Source organism: Helicobacter sp. T3_23-1056 (genome assembly GCF_053654535.1).
Genome location: NZ_JBSIUU010000004.1, coordinates 38604 through 52137, shown reverse-complemented (window position 1 = coordinate 52137; position 13534 = coordinate 38604). Strand labels below are relative to the sequence as shown.

Here is a 13534-nt window from a genome sequence, read left to right as displayed (position 1 = left end):
GTTGGCAAGATTTTGAAAAAATTTTTAAAAGATTTTGGCAGAATTTTTTGCAAGATTTTGGCAGGATTTTCGCAGGATTTGAAGGAGACATTGTGGCAAGCAATATTGAGGGCAAAATAAAGGGCAAAGATTTTAATCGCTTTGTATGGCAAAAACAAACATTTAGTGCTAGATTTGTCCGCTTTGTAGAAAAAATGTTTTTTTGTGCCTGCGTGTCGCTAGGTGCAATGATTTTGCCACTTTTTGGGGATAGCACTACCCAAAAAGCGCAAAATCCAACTTCTTTGCAAAATCCACAAACTTCACAAAATTTGCAAAATCCACAAAATAGCCCAAAATCCACCACAAAAGACATAAAAGCAAAACTTGAAGCGATAGAATCTGCTTTGGCAAAAAATGATAGCATTTGGCTAAAAAGATATGCTGATTATGCGGATTATATGCGAATCGCTAGGGAGATAGATTCTCTCTCAAGCGAAGTGCTATCTCTCCAAAAAACAAACACCGACAAAGAATCCATAAACCAAAAAAAACACACCATAGAGACATTGCAAAGGCAACTAGAGCTACTAAAAGACAAAAGCGACCCTTTTGCAGACATTATCCAAAAGCCAGAAATCCCCGAAATCCCAAACATCACAAACCCCTTTGCAATCATTAGCGGAATCTCTTTTGTCAAATCCCTAAACGCCTCCAAAGCCTCACTAGAATCTAGCAAAAAATCCCTTGATGAGCTAATCTTGCTTATTTCTCAAAAGCACGATTTGTTGCTTGAGTTGCAAAAAAAATCCCAAGACAAAAATAAAGAAAAAAACAAAGCAAAAGAGCTAAGCAACAATATCTACTCCACCCAAATCCAACTACTAGAATTTCAAAGCGCGCAAAATGTGCTAAAAACAAGCGTAGAAGTCTATGGCAAAAAATACGATGAAATCCATAATGAAATCTATGGCGCAATCAAAAAACAAGTCTTAAAGCTAGGCTATATTGCTTTGGCGATTTTTATTAGCATTTGCATAGCCCTTGTGCTAAAAATCATCGTTCGCAGATATATCGCACACAATGAAAGGGCTTACACCGCTAGCAAAATCATAAACTTTTTTAATTTCACCATTATCATTTTTATCCTGCTTTTTGGGTATTTAGAAAATGTAACTTATCTTGTCGCGGTGCTAGGTTTTGCATCAGCGGGGCTTGCGATTGCGATGAAAGATTTGTTTATGAGTTTGCTTGGGTGGTTTGTGATTGTGCTTAGCGGGAGTGTGCATGTAGGCGATAGGATACGAATCCAAAAAGATGGTAGCACCTATGTAGGCGATGTGCTAGATATTTCAGCATTGCGTATCACTATCTATGAAGATGTAACGCTCACTTCATACCGAGAAAATCGCAGGGCAGGCAGAATCGTATTTATCCCAAATAATTATGTTTTCACAAATATGATAGCAAACTACACGCACAGCGGTATGCAAACGGTGTGGGACGGGATAGATTTTTGTATCACTTTTGATTCAAATCTACCAAAAGCTACGCACATAGCAAGCGATATTGTGGTAAAATACTCGCGTGGCTACACGCAAATCAGCAAAAAAAGCGTAAATCAAATGCGCGATAGATATTCGCTACGAAATGCAAATCTTGATGTGCGTGTGTATAGTTTTATCGAGCCAAATGGCGTGAAAATCTCTGTATGGTATCAGACAAATTCTTACGCCACACTTGCTTTGCGCTCTAGCATTTCGCTAGAGATTATCCGCGCACTTCTAGCAGAGCCAGATATTTTTATCGCCTATGATACGACTAAGTTTGTCCAAACGGGCAATGATGGATTTGGGGATAAGAAAAAAAGCGATTGCGTAGAATCTAAAGAGATTCCAAAAGAGTAGAAAACATAAAAACGGAGTAAAAAAGGAGCTAGATTATGTATGAGTTTGGGCTAATTACGACTTTTTCAAAAACACCCGGTGTGGCGATGGATTATCAGGAGTTTAAAACCGCGCTTATAGAGAAGTATCCAAATGCGGATTATTGCGAGATTTTAGACAAAATCGTAATCGAATATGACAGCAAAAAGATTAAATTTACAGGTGGCTCTAAGGGGAAGTTTAAATACGACCAAAAAATGTGCAAAAGCGGTGCTGCTAGCAGGGATAAAAATGTAGGCGACATAAAAGCAAAAACAAGTGATAAGTATAATGACTTAGCAATCGATAAGGGGACAAAGCAAAATCTAAGTGGCGAAAACAAAGCCACAACGGGCGATAAATATAAAGATTTTGCCATAGACAAAGACACAAAGCAAAATCTAAGAGGGGATAATAAAGCAAGAACTAGCGATAGGTATGATAGCTTGAGTATGGATAAAGACACCAAAGCACAGCTAAAAGGCGAGAATCAAGCAAAGATAAATAGCAAGTATAATGACATTAGCGTAGCGGATAAAGCAAATCTAGGTGGAGACACACAGGCTAAAACAAGTAGCAAGTATAACGAGCCTAGCATAGCGGACAAAACCAACCTAAAAGGCGATACGCAGGCAAAAACAAACACCAAGTATAATGACGCACAGCTTGACGCAGAGATGAAAAAAAATCTAAAAAACAATTCCCAAGAAGAGCTAGACTATGATTATTATAAATACCAAAAAGTAGGCGACCCCGGGTATAAAAAGCGCAAAGATTATGATTTGGATAAGTTTAACGCTAGCTCACAAAGATACATACAAGAAGAAAGCAAAAAAGACAAAAAGAAAAGGGAAAAAGAGGAAAAGAAAGCAAAATCTCAAAAACAAGAAATAAGCGACAAAGCCACGACTAAAAAATCTAAAAAAGATAAATCATAAATGCAAATAATGCAAGCAATAAAGGTGGGTTATGGATTTTGTTTGGGGCTTGATTTTGGCAAAATCACACCCAAAATGCCACACAATCTAGCTAAAAATCTAACCAAATCTAGCCACCAAGATTTGCCACTTTGCCAAATGAAAAAATCACCAAAAATCCTCAAACGATTTCACGCAATACTAAAGCGATATAAATGATAGTCCAACAACGCCATTTTAAGGGATTGCAAAATATGTATGAATTTGGGCTTATTACGACATTTTCTAAATCAAAAGGCGCGCTAGATATGGACTATCAAGAGTTCAAAACCGCGCTTATGGAGAAATACCCAAAATCTGATTATTGCGATATATTAGACAAAATCGTAATCGAATATGAAAATAAAAAAATCACTTTTTCCAAAGGCTCTAAGGGGAAATTTGACTATGACAAAAAAATGTGTGCAAGCGGGGCTATGAGTAAGCAAAAAAATATAGGCGATAATAAAGCAAAGACTAGCGATAAATATAATGATTTTAGAATGGATAAAGACACAAAGACACAGCTAAAAGGGGACAATAAAGCAAAAACAAGTGATAAATATAACGACTTGCGGATGGACAAAGACACAAAGCAAAATCTAAAAGGCAATAATGGGGCAAATACTGATAGCAAGTATAATGATTTGCGAATGGATAAGGACACCAAAGCACAGCTAAAAGGCGAGAATCAAGCCAAGACCAGCAATAAATATAACGAGCTAGGCGTAGCGGATAAAACCCACCTAAAAGGCGATACGCAGGCAAAAAGCCATAGTAAATATAATGATTTGGGTGTGGCGGATAAAACCAATCTAGGTGGCGACACACAGGCAAAGACTTCAGGCAAGTATAATGAGCTAGGTGTAGCAGACAAAACACACTTAAAAGGCGACACAAAGGCTAAAACAAGCGATAAATACACAGACTTGAGTATGGATAAAGACACGCGCAAAAAACTAAAAGGCGATAACAAAGCAAAGACTAGCGATAAATATAATGATTTGAGTATGGATACGGAGACAAGGAAAAAATTGCGTGGCGATAATAAAGCAAAAACAAGTGATAAGTATAATGACTTAAGTATGGACAAAGACACAAGAAAACGACTAAAAGGGGATAACAAATCTAAAACAAGTGGCAAATATAACGATGGACGACTAGATGAAAACACTAAAAAGAATCTAAAAAACAAAGGCTCTGCTAGCGAAGCCATAAAAAGCGTAGATAAAAAGACAAAATCTAGCACAAAAAAATCTAAAAAAGATGGCAAGGCAAAAACCACAAAAAGTCAAAAAAGCAAAAGCAAAAAAACACAAAAATCTAGCAAGACAACCAAAAAGTCAAAAAAATCTAAGAAAAAATAGCAAAAGGAAAGAGTGGATTTTATGGATTCTTTGAACAATCAAAAATCAAACAATCAGCGCACCCAGCACACCAATCACGCCAAGCACGCCATAGATTCTCGCCCAAAAGTGTATTTTAAAACCTTTGGTTGCAGGACAAATCTTTATGATACGCAAGTGATGAGAGAAAATCTAAGCGACTTTGAAGCGACTTTGCAAGAAGAGGAAGCAAGCATTATCGTGGTAAATTCTTGCACCGTTACAAATGGCGCAGATAGTGGCGTGCGCTCCTATATCCGCAAAATCCAATCTCAAGGCAAAAAAGTGCTTTTTGCAGGCTGTGGCGTAGGCACGCAAGGCAAAGCACTTTTTAGCCAAAATCTAGTAAGCGCGGTTTTGGGACATAGCCACAAAGAGCGCATAAACCACGCTTTGCAAGAAATAAGCCAAAATAAGCGGTTTTTTTATGCTGATGAGCTAGATAAAAAGCATTTAGATTCTACGATGATAGCGGAGTTTGTAGGCAAATCCCGCGCATTTATCAAAATCCAAGAGGGCTGTGATTTTGCGTGTAGCTATTGTGTGATACCGCTTGTGCGGGGTGAGGCGCGTAGCTATGACATAACAGCCGTGATACATCAAGTCCAAAATCTGCTAGATTCTGGCATTAGCGAAGTGGTGCTTACAGGGACAAATGTAGGGAGCTATGGCAAAGATAAAGGCACAAATATTTCTGCCCTGCTAAAAAAGCTTTTTAGGCTAAATGGGCTAAAACGCATACGAATCGGCTCTTTAGAGCCTAGCCAAATCAATGATGAGTTTTTAGAGATTTTAAGCGAGGATAAATTTTCTAGGCATTTACATATCGCTCTTCAGCACACACACGACACGATGCTAGGCATAATGAACCGCATAAATCGCTTTGAAAAAGACGCGCTATTGCTAGAAAAAATCGCCTCTTTGGGCTATGCTATTGGCACGGATTTTATCATCGCACACCCCGGGGAGAGTGAGTCTATATGGCACAAAGCTATGGAAAATCTAAAAATCTTGCCCCTTACGCATATCCACCCTTTTATCTACTCTGTGCGAGATGGCACAGCTTCTGCACATCTAGCTAGACAATACCCGCTTATTCGTGGTGATGTGGCAAAGCAGAGACTCCACGAGCTAAAATCTACTATCGCTACGAAAAATCGCATATTTAGAGAATCCAAAAAAAGAGAAAAAACCCCGCTAAAAATTCTTATCGAAAAACAATTAGGGGGGCATTATTATGGGCTTGATGAGTTTTTTAATAAAATCATTATTAAGCACGCAAGCATAGAATCTAGCACAGATTCTATCTCAACTCAATTTGCACCCAAAATCCCACCACAAATCAATAATCCATTCAATACTCAAACCCCAAACAATCAAAATAACCAAGACAACCAAAGACACCATATTTCACAATGGCTAGCAATCAGTGAATATGACATTAAAGAGGAGCATAACTATGCGGTTATCTAAAAATTTTTATATCGCGGTTGGTGCGATATTTATCGCGCTTCTTTGCGTGCTAGTTTTGAGCCTAAGGGACAATGCAGAAACGCTATCAGCAAATGCGTTTGAGGGGGCATTGCAGCAAAATCAGTTTGAAAGATTATGGATAGAAGATGACTATCTGTATGGCAGGACAAATCACGCTCTTTATAAGACACTTTTTATGCAAATCCAACCCCAAGTGCTAAAATCTATCCCCCTGCAAAAAGGGCAAAGCAAAATGCTAGCTTATATCATTTTAGGCATAATTTTTGTGTTTGTTTTTGTGGTTAGTTTTATCATTTTTAGGCGAAATCTTGGAGGTGGATTGTTTGGATTTTTTGGAAGTGAGTTTGGTGGCAATGATACAGGGCAACATAGATTTAATGATTCTAAACTTCTTAGCACAAAGCCTGCAAATAGCATAAATTCGCACAAACGCGGTTTTGGAAATAATGTTGGAAATAGTTTTGGAGGTGGTTTTGGAAATGCAAAAAATAACAGAGGATTTGGACAAGAATCTTTTGGGGATTCTTTTTTAGATTCTAGCATTGAGCCATTGCATTCAAATATCAAATTTAGCGATGTCGCGGGCATTAGTGAAGCAAAAGAGGAATTGCTAGAGATTTTAGATTTTCTAAAACACCCCGCCAAATACAGCGCATTAGGCATTAGCCTACCAAAAGGGGTGCTTTTATCAGGCGCACCGGGAGTTGGGAAAACTCTCATTGCCAAAGCCCTAGCGGGAGAATCTGGCGTGCCGTTTTTTTATCAAAGTGGAGCGAGTTTTGTAGAAATGTATGTAGGCGTGGGTGCAAAGCGCGTGAGGGAGCTTTTTAGCGCGGCAAAAAAAAGCGCGCCCTGCATTGTTTTTATCGATGAGATTGATGCGATTGGCAAAAAACGCACGAGCGATTCTCACAACTCCGAGCGAGAATCCACGCTAAATCAGCTTTTGGTAGAGATGGACGGATTTTCAGATAGTAGCGGGGTAATCGTGCTAGGGGCTACAAACCATATTCAAGCACTAGATTCTGCTCTGCTTAGAAGTGGGCGATTTGATAGAAAAGTGTTTATTGAGTTGCCAAATTTTGCCGAGAGAGCTGAAATCCTAAAAATGTATCTAAAATCCAAAAAATCCCACATAGACCCCGTGCTAATCGCCAAAAAAACTTCTAGCTTTAGCGGGGCGATGCTTGCCACTCTTGTCAATGAAGCCGCGCTAAATACGGCACGCAGGGGTGGAAGCGAGATAGAAGAGAGGGATTTTGAAGCGGTGTATGGCAAGATAAGCAGTGGCAAAAGACGCCTGCCCCTACTAGATGAAAAAGCCCAAAAAATCTACGCCCTCTATCAAGCTAGCAAAATCATTTTCGCGCTAAAAACCTCCCTACCATTGCAAAAAGCAACGCTTTTTGAAGCTAGCTTGCTAGAGCTAAACTCTCACACCATCGGCACAAATGAACTGCTAAATAGAATCTATTTTTCACTCATTGGCTCTGTGGCGTTGTGGGAATACACAAAAGAGGGGTTTGGCGTGGGAGGGGAGGATTTTAAAAAAGCTAGTGAATTATTAGATTTTGGCAAAAAAAATGGACTTTTTGCTTTGCCAAATCAACATTTAGGCGGGCTTTTTGGCAATGCAAATCCTGCGACACAAAATATGCAAAATCTACAAAATCTATGCGTGGAAAACTTGCTAAAAGATAAAATCTTGCTAGAGTTTTTGCAAAAAAATATGACAGAGATTTTGCTAGCGGGAGGGGCTTTGCTAGCGTATGAAAGGCTTGATTGGCACGGGGTAGAATCTAGCAAAAAAACCAACGATAATAAATCACAATCTAGCGACAAAGAAAAAAGAGATGATGAAAGAGCGCAAAATCCTAAGGATTCTAATAACGGAGCAGAATTTGTCCTATCAGCATTTGCGCCAACTGTGCTTACGCCATTTAACGCGCTAAGCAAGGATTATTTCAATGAATCAAAGCAATCACAAGATAATGACAAAGCGCAAAATCATCAACACAATGAAAAATCACACAACACAGATTTTTCGCAAATGGCACAAACAAATGCGCAAGATGCGCAAGATAAGCAAGATGGGCAAGATTCTAGCCCACAAGCAGAGCTAGATTTGCAAAATCCACAATCACAAACTAGCGATTTTAAAACCCAAAATTTACAAAATCCAAAATCACAAAATCCACAAAACCAACATAATGAGCACTCAACGCAGGCAGGAGAAAATTTCATCGTGCAAAATGCCGAGATTTTGGCAGATTTTATCGGATTTAAATTTTAGGATTTTGCTATGCTAGATATTAGTTTTTATCAATGTTGCAAACATTATTTGCACGCATAAACCCCCTAAAAAAAAGGATTTGTAATGATGATAGATAAGCGCATTATCACGCATTTTGACTTTTTGTTGCCCCTGCTTTTGTTGCCTTTGATTGGGATTTCATATATCCTCATAGGCGAGGTTAGCCCTAGTCAAAATATCCGCCAAACGATTTATGTGCTTTTTGGTTTGGCGGCGTTTTGTTTTGTGTTTTTTTTGCCATTTCGGCAGGCAAACAAAATGATAATCGTGTTTTATTGGATTTGCATTATCTTGCTAATCCTTGTGCTTGTCGCAGGGACAAAACAGCTAGGAGCGCAAAGATGGCTTACGATTGGGGCTTTTTCTTTGCAGCCTAGCGAGCCTATCAAAATCGCTATTATTTTGCTTTTGGGATTGCACATATCTACAAACCCTCCCCCGCCAAATGGCTATGGAATCCGTCAATTTTGTATTTTGAGCTTTTATATTTTGCTTCCATTTGTGCTAATTTTATTGCAACCTGATTTGGGGACGGCGTTAGTCGTGCTATTTATGGGATTTGGCACGCTATTTTTGATAGGCGTAAATCCTAGAATTTGGATAAGCCTTATAATGTCGGTGCTAATCGCCTCGCCCTTTATTTATGGCTCGCTAAAAGATTATCAAAAAAAGAGAATCCACGATTTTATCAGCGAAAAGCCAAGCTACCATGTGCAACAATCCATCATCACCATAGGCTCTGGCGGGGTTTTGGGCAAGAAAAAAGAAGAATCCACCCAAACACAGCTAAAATTTCTGCCCATTGCTACGAGTGATTTTATATTTGCGTATTTTGTGGAGCGGTGGGGATTTGTGGGGGCATTGTTTCTTATGGGGCTTTATGGGGTGCTGACTTTGCATATTTTGTCATTTTGCTTTATGGATACTAAGGACTATCGGTTGCGCACCACCGCTGCTGCGGTCGCTATGCTATTGTTTTTTTATGTGTCGGTAAATATCGGTATGACGATAGATTTTGCCCCTGTGGTTGGGATACCGCTACCGCTTATGAGCTATGGAGGGAGTAGCTTTATCACATTTATGGTGCTTTTTGGGATATTAGAAAATCTACTTGCGTTTCGCTTTAGCTATGGCTCAAATCCAAATCCTTTCAAAGCATTGCTACACAAACGAAAATGGAATAAAAAGTAGAAAATTTTTGGCGCAGAATTTTTTGTGTTTGGCGTGTTTGGCGTATTTTGCGCTGTTTTTGCGTGTGTTGGCGTGGTTTTCGTGGATTGCGCTGTTTGCCGTAGCTGATATGTAGATATGCGTGGCAAATGTGGATTTTGGTAGATTTTGATAAATTTTGGTAGTGATATGGGGTTTTTGGTGGATTTTGTGTTTGCTTTGGTATAAATACTAGATTTTATGCCAAATTTTTGGTAAAATCCACATTTTGCTTTTAGGCAAAAACTAGAATGCTTAGCTTAATGATTTAGTCTAAAATCTTAGAAAATAAACTTAGCAAAAAAACTTGGCAAATCATTTGACAAATGGATCTTTAGCTCAGCTGGTCAGAGCACTCGGCTCATAACCGATTGGTCGTAGGTTCAAATCCTACAAGATCCACCATTTTTAGCTTTTATCACTACGAATCTTTCCGCACTACAAACCTTTCCGCACTAAAAATCTTTCACACACTGCAAATATTCCACAAACTTTTAAAACCACAACCCCCCAAAATCCTCCACACCAAATATCAAAATATCCACAAAAATCCCCCTGCAAAAATTTATTTTCCAAAACCACCTTAAAAAAATCATTTCAAAAACACCATTTGCAAAAAACTCATTTACAAAATTTGCCCACAAAATATATCTGCAAAATCCCCCTGCAAAAACTAGCACAAAAACTACCACAAAAACTACCCGCAAAACGCATAAAAAGATTCTATGATTTTTTCTTTGTCTAATCCTTTTATGATAAACACGATTTCGCTTTTATGCTCGGTGTTTGGAGTTTTTGGGATATGTCTTGGCGTATGTAGTATGTGCATCGCCCCATCGATTGCCACTAAATATTGATTGTTGTCATCTTTTGTATCGATAAGCCCTTTTATCCGCAAAATCTGCTCGCCATATCGATATAGCAAAAAGCTTAGCCACACGCCAAATACATTCCATTCCACCGCATTTTCTAGTCGCAAAACAAAGCTAGAAATACTATCTAGCCCATTTTTTATAAAATCCTTATCATTGATTTTTGGTGGGATTTTGGGTGAGTTTTTTAGCGGGTATTTTTGTGGGCTTTTTGGCATTTTTTGGTGGCAAAATATATCATTTGGCAATTTGTCTTTTGTGTAGATTTGCAGATACGGATTTATGCCTAGCAGGGTATGTTTTATTGATTCTAAATCGCTAGGATTTTCACACATATCAAGCTTTGTCAATACCGCTATATCGCTAAATGCGATTTGATTTTTGCAAATTTCTTCTTGCAAGTGAGACTTAGCATTTGCGCTATCTATGCACGATAGGATAGATTTTGCTTCAAAATGATTTGATAAAAACACATCGCTTTGGATACTAAACAAAATCGGTGTCAAGTTTGCAAGCCCTGTGGTTTCTACCACCACTCGCTCTAAACTCTCCCCCCTTGCTTCAAAATCTTGCAAAATCTCTTTTAACCGACCTATCAAATCCTCTCTTTTATTGCAACAAATACAGCCAGATTTTAATAGCACCATATTTTCAGCCACAAAAGACACTTGCGAAGCCAAAATCCTATCATCTAGCCCCACTTCTCCCATCTCATTGATGATAATCGCGCTATTTTTATACGCTCCATCTTTTAAGATTTGGGAAAGCAATGTCGTCTTGCCACTGCCTAAAAACCCGCTTACAATCGATATAGGAATCTTAGGCATTGTCTTTTAGGTATTGCAATAGTTTAGAATCTAGCGGGTTTAGGCGTATGTTTGTTAGATTTTGTGCGCTCTGCCATAAATCTGCTAGATTATTTACAAGCGCGGTGTTGCCTTTTTTGTCCCGCAAGATAAATTTACTCCCCTGCCAATCTTCAATGCGTAGCCCATAAAATCCTAAAATCTTTTGTAAGATTTTCACTCGCTTTATTCGCGCTTTTGCCCTAGTGCCTGCTTCCTGTCCTACTATCATTTCGCTTTTTTTGCTAGTTTTTGTTTCAAACGCCTCTTCGCTCCAATGCAAAGTTTGCGTGAGTTCGCCACATAAGATACACATTTTATTGACTCCAAATTGTTTTATGTTTTTGTGCTAGATTTTGCTAAACCTATCGCTACACTTTTTATACTTTTTTAAACCCTCTCTCTTGCTAACGGGGTTTAATGGTGGGTGTTTTTAAAGAATCTACATTTTGCGTCATTGCGGACAATGATTCTATTTCCGTCATTGCGAGCAATTAGATTCTGCATTTTTGCCAAATCTAATGCGTGGCAATCCACCCCCACGCTGTTATTGTAAGCATTGATTCTACTTCTGTCATTGCGAGCGGATTTGACAAAATCCGCGTGGCAATCCAAATCATCGCTTTTTGTCATTGCGAGATTTTGCGTAGCAAAATCGTGGCAATCTATTGATTCCGTATTGCATTGTGGATTGCCACGCAAAACTTCGCTTAGCACTCATTTTTGCTCGCAATGACGAAATGATATTTCTCTATTTTTTTCTCGGGCTTCGTTTCAAAAAATCATCAGCGATTTGGTCAAAAGTTACCCATTTCACGCCATCGTGCTTGTTGATATGCTCGATGATTCGCTCGTGCATTAGCAAAACTTGCGGACGCCCGCTCACATCGGGGTGAATCGTCATTCCAAACACCGCATAATCCATCTCCCTATACACCCAATCAAATTGGTCAATCCACATTTGCCCTATGTCGTGCGGACTTACAAAACCAAAGCTATTTGGGGATTTTTTGATAAACATCATCGGTGGCAAATCATCTAAATACCAATTCGCAGGGATTTCCACCAAATCCGTTTCAACCCCGCGCACCAAAGGCTTCATCCAATCTTTTGCCTCCCCGCTATAATCAATCTTGCTCCATTTATCCCCCACGCGCACATAATAGGGCGTAAAATCATTGTGCATTAGCGAATGGTCGTATTTAATCCCGTGCTTTAAAAGCAACTCATTTGTGATATTTGAAAACTCCCACCACGGTGCTACATAGCCCGTAGGTGCTTTGCCTGTAAGATTTTTGATTAGCTCGATACTTTTTAGCAAGACATCTTCTTCTTGTTTGGCAGTCATAGCGATAGGATTTTCGTGTGAATATCCGTGTGCGCCTATTTCGTGCCCTGCATCGACTATCATTTTCATCTGCTCGGGGAATGTCTCAATCGAATGTCCCGGTGCAAACCAAGTCGCAGGCAAGTTGTATTTTTTAAACAACTTCAAAAGTCGTGGGATTCCCACTTCCCCTGCAAAAAGCCCTCGCGAAATATCATCAGGCGAATCTTCCCCGCCATAGCTTCCTAGCCACCCAGCCACCGCGTCAATATCCACGCCATAGGCTACTAAAATCTCTTTTGCCATTTTTTCTCCTTTAAGTGAATTTTCCAAACCCCCTTTTGGTGAGTTTGGTGTCAAAATCTTTTAAATACGGGATTTTCTCTCTCTGTGCTTTGACTTCGCCTAAATCGATATTTGCGATTATGACTTCATTTTGTTTGGTGGCTTGTGCGATGATTTTGCCATTTGGAGCGACTATGCGTGAATCGCCTGCAAATTCTAGCGTTTGTTTTAATGTGGCGTTAGATTCTGCTCCGCTATGGTTGCACGCACACACAAAGACACCATTTTCTAATGCCCTAGCTTTGCTTAGCAAATCCCAATTATATGTCCTAGCCTTGCCAAACGCGCTAGGATAGATGAGAATCTCTGCGCCCTGCAATGCCAAGATATTTGCACCCACGCCAAAGCCTATTTCATAGCAGATTTGCAACCCTATTTTTGTGCGAAAATCCCCAAAATCTAGGCTGAAAACTTCGTATTTTTTGCCTTTGCTAAAACGCGATTTTTCATCACCCCAAAGGTAGATTTTGCGGTGCTTGCCGATGATTTTGCCATTTGGAGAAATAATATATGCCGTGTCGTAGAGTTTTTTGCTAGATTTTTCGATACTACACGCGATGATATGCGCTCCGCTAGATTTTGCAAAATCGCTTAATGCCATAAATGTTTTGTTTTTTTGCGCTTTTTTGTCCCGCTTTATCGCGCAAAAATCTATCCCAAAATCTGCGTCCCTATCACTCACACAATACCCGCTATCAAATAATTCAGGCAAAATGATAAGATTTGCGCCTTTTTTGTGTGCGATTTTGGCTAGATTCAACGCTAGGGCTAGATTTTCGCTCAAAGCATAAGGTTTTGCACACATTTGGATTAGCGCGATTTTTAATGTTTTGCCTTTGTTTTGCATTTGCTTCCTTAAGATTTTTATTTTGGCTTTTGGTGT

General features: G+C 39.2%; 13 protein-coding genes and 1 tRNA gene. 8 read left to right on the top strand and 6 right to left on the bottom strand.

Annotated elements, in window-relative coordinates:
• The first annotated feature begins 92 nt into the window (after positions 1-92).
• The 8 genes from ACWIUO_RS02960 (at position 93) to ACWIUO_RS02925 (ending at position 9667) form a co-directional block, all read left to right on the top strand.
• Positions 93-1886: a mechanosensitive ion channel domain-containing protein gene (locus tag ACWIUO_RS02960; RefSeq protein ID WP_454176453.1), complete on the top strand. Its 1794-nt coding sequence runs from the start codon at positions 93-95 to the stop codon at positions 1884-1886.
• 35 nt (positions 1887-1921) lie between these two features.
• Positions 1922-2842 (top strand): hypothetical protein, encoded by a 921-nt coding sequence (locus tag ACWIUO_RS02955; RefSeq protein ID WP_454176452.1) that lies wholly within the window; start codon positions 1922-1924, stop codon positions 2840-2842.
• Positions 2843-2851: 9 nt separating this feature from the next.
• Positions 2852-3040 (top strand): hypothetical protein, encoded by a 189-nt coding sequence (locus ACWIUO_RS02950; protein ID WP_454176451.1) that lies wholly within the window; start codon positions 2852-2854, stop codon positions 3038-3040.
• Positions 3037-4227, top strand: coding sequence for a hypothetical protein (locus ACWIUO_RS02945; protein WP_454176450.1), 1191 nt, complete (start codon positions 3037-3039; stop codon positions 4225-4227). Before ACWIUO_RS02950 ends, ACWIUO_RS02945 begins: the two co-directional genes overlap by 4 nt.
• Positions 4228-4317: 90 nt before the next feature.
• Positions 4318-5718: a tRNA (N(6)-L-threonylcarbamoyladenosine(37)-C(2))-methylthiotransferase MtaB gene (gene mtaB, locus ACWIUO_RS02940; RefSeq protein WP_454176527.1), complete on the top strand. Its 1401-nt coding sequence runs from the start codon at positions 4318-4320 to the stop codon at positions 5716-5718.
• On the top strand, positions 5705-8032 hold the full coding sequence (locus tag ACWIUO_RS02935) for an AAA family ATPase (protein ID WP_454176449.1): 2328 nt from the start codon (positions 5705-5707) through the stop codon (positions 8030-8032). Before mtaB ends, ACWIUO_RS02935 begins: the two co-directional genes overlap by 14 nt.
• 84 nt (positions 8033-8116) lie before the next feature.
• Positions 8117-9244: an FtsW/RodA/SpoVE family cell cycle protein gene (locus tag ACWIUO_RS02930; protein ID WP_454176448.1), complete on the top strand. Its 1128-nt coding sequence runs from the start codon at positions 8117-8119 to the stop codon at positions 9242-9244.
• A 346-nt stretch (positions 9245-9590) separates the two neighbouring features.
• Positions 9591-9667: transfer RNA gene (locus tag ACWIUO_RS02925), tRNA-Ile, on the top strand.
• Positions 9668-9756: 89 nt separating this feature from the next.
• Here ACWIUO_RS02925 and ACWIUO_RS02920 read toward each other — a convergent pair.
• The 6 genes from ACWIUO_RS02920 to ACWIUO_RS02895 all read right to left on the bottom strand — a co-directional run bounded on the left by ACWIUO_RS02920 (position 9757) and on the right by ACWIUO_RS02895 (position 13498).
• Positions 9757-9954, bottom strand: coding sequence for a hypothetical protein (locus ACWIUO_RS02920; protein ID WP_454176447.1), 198 nt, complete (start codon positions 9952-9954; stop codon positions 9757-9759).
• A gap of 5 nt (positions 9955-9959) precedes the next feature.
• Complete coding sequence (locus ACWIUO_RS02915) at positions 9960-10961, bottom strand: CobW family GTP-binding protein (RefSeq protein WP_454176446.1); 1002 nt, start codon at positions 10959-10961, stop codon at positions 9960-9962.
• Positions 10954-11295: a hypothetical protein gene (locus ACWIUO_RS02910; RefSeq protein ID WP_454176445.1), complete on the bottom strand. Its 342-nt coding sequence runs from the start codon at positions 11293-11295 to the stop codon at positions 10954-10956. Before ACWIUO_RS02910 ends, ACWIUO_RS02915 begins: the two co-directional genes overlap by 8 nt.
• 101 nt (positions 11296-11396) lie before the next feature.
• The gene (locus ACWIUO_RS02905; protein ID WP_454176444.1) at positions 11397-11696 is read right to left on the bottom strand and encodes a hypothetical protein; all 300 of its coding nucleotides are present in this window, start codon (positions 11694-11696) and stop codon (positions 11397-11399) included.
• Between the two features lie 34 nt (positions 11697-11730).
• Positions 11731-12612: a polysaccharide deacetylase family protein gene (locus tag ACWIUO_RS02900; RefSeq protein ID WP_454176443.1), complete on the bottom strand. Its 882-nt coding sequence runs from the start codon at positions 12610-12612 to the stop codon at positions 11731-11733.
• A gap of 10 nt (positions 12613-12622) precedes the next feature.
• Positions 12623-13498, bottom strand: coding sequence for a carbon-nitrogen hydrolase family protein (locus tag ACWIUO_RS02895; protein ID WP_454176442.1), 876 nt, complete (start codon positions 13496-13498; stop codon positions 12623-12625).
• Between the last annotated feature and the right edge of the window lie 36 nt (positions 13499-13534).

Bases quoted from the DNA above. Each gene is read 5' to 3' on its own strand.
- ACWIUO_RS02955 (WP_454176452.1), top strand. From the start codon at position 1,922: ATGTATGAGTTTGGGCTAATTACGACTTTTTCAAAAACACCCGGTGTG.
- ACWIUO_RS02950 (WP_454176451.1), top strand. From the start codon at position 2,852: ATGCAAGCAATAAAGGTGGGTTATGGATTTTGTTTGGGGCTTGATTTT.
- ACWIUO_RS02945 (WP_454176450.1), top strand. From the start codon at position 3,037: ATGATAGTCCAACAACGCCATTTTAAGGGATTGCAAAATATGTATGAA.
- ACWIUO_RS02935 (WP_454176449.1), top strand. From the start codon at position 5,705: ATGCGGTTATCTAAAAATTTTTATATCGCGGTTGGTGCGATATTTATC.
- ACWIUO_RS02930 (WP_454176448.1), top strand. From the start codon at position 8,117: ATGATGATAGATAAGCGCATTATCACGCATTTTGACTTTTTGTTGCCC.
- ACWIUO_RS02915 (WP_454176446.1), bottom strand. From the start codon at position 10,961: ATGCCTAAGATTCCTATATCGATTGTAAGCGGGTTTTTAGGCAGTGGC.
- ACWIUO_RS02910 (WP_454176445.1), bottom strand. From the start codon at position 11,295: ATGTGTATCTTATGTGGCGAACTCACGCAAACTTTGCATTGGAGCGAA.
- ACWIUO_RS02900 (WP_454176443.1), bottom strand. From the start codon at position 12,612: ATGGCAAAAGAGATTTTAGTAGCCTATGGCGTGGATATTGACGCGGTG.
- ACWIUO_RS02895 (WP_454176442.1), bottom strand. From the start codon at position 13,498: ATGCAAAACAAAGGCAAAACATTAAAAATCGCGCTAATCCAAATGTGT.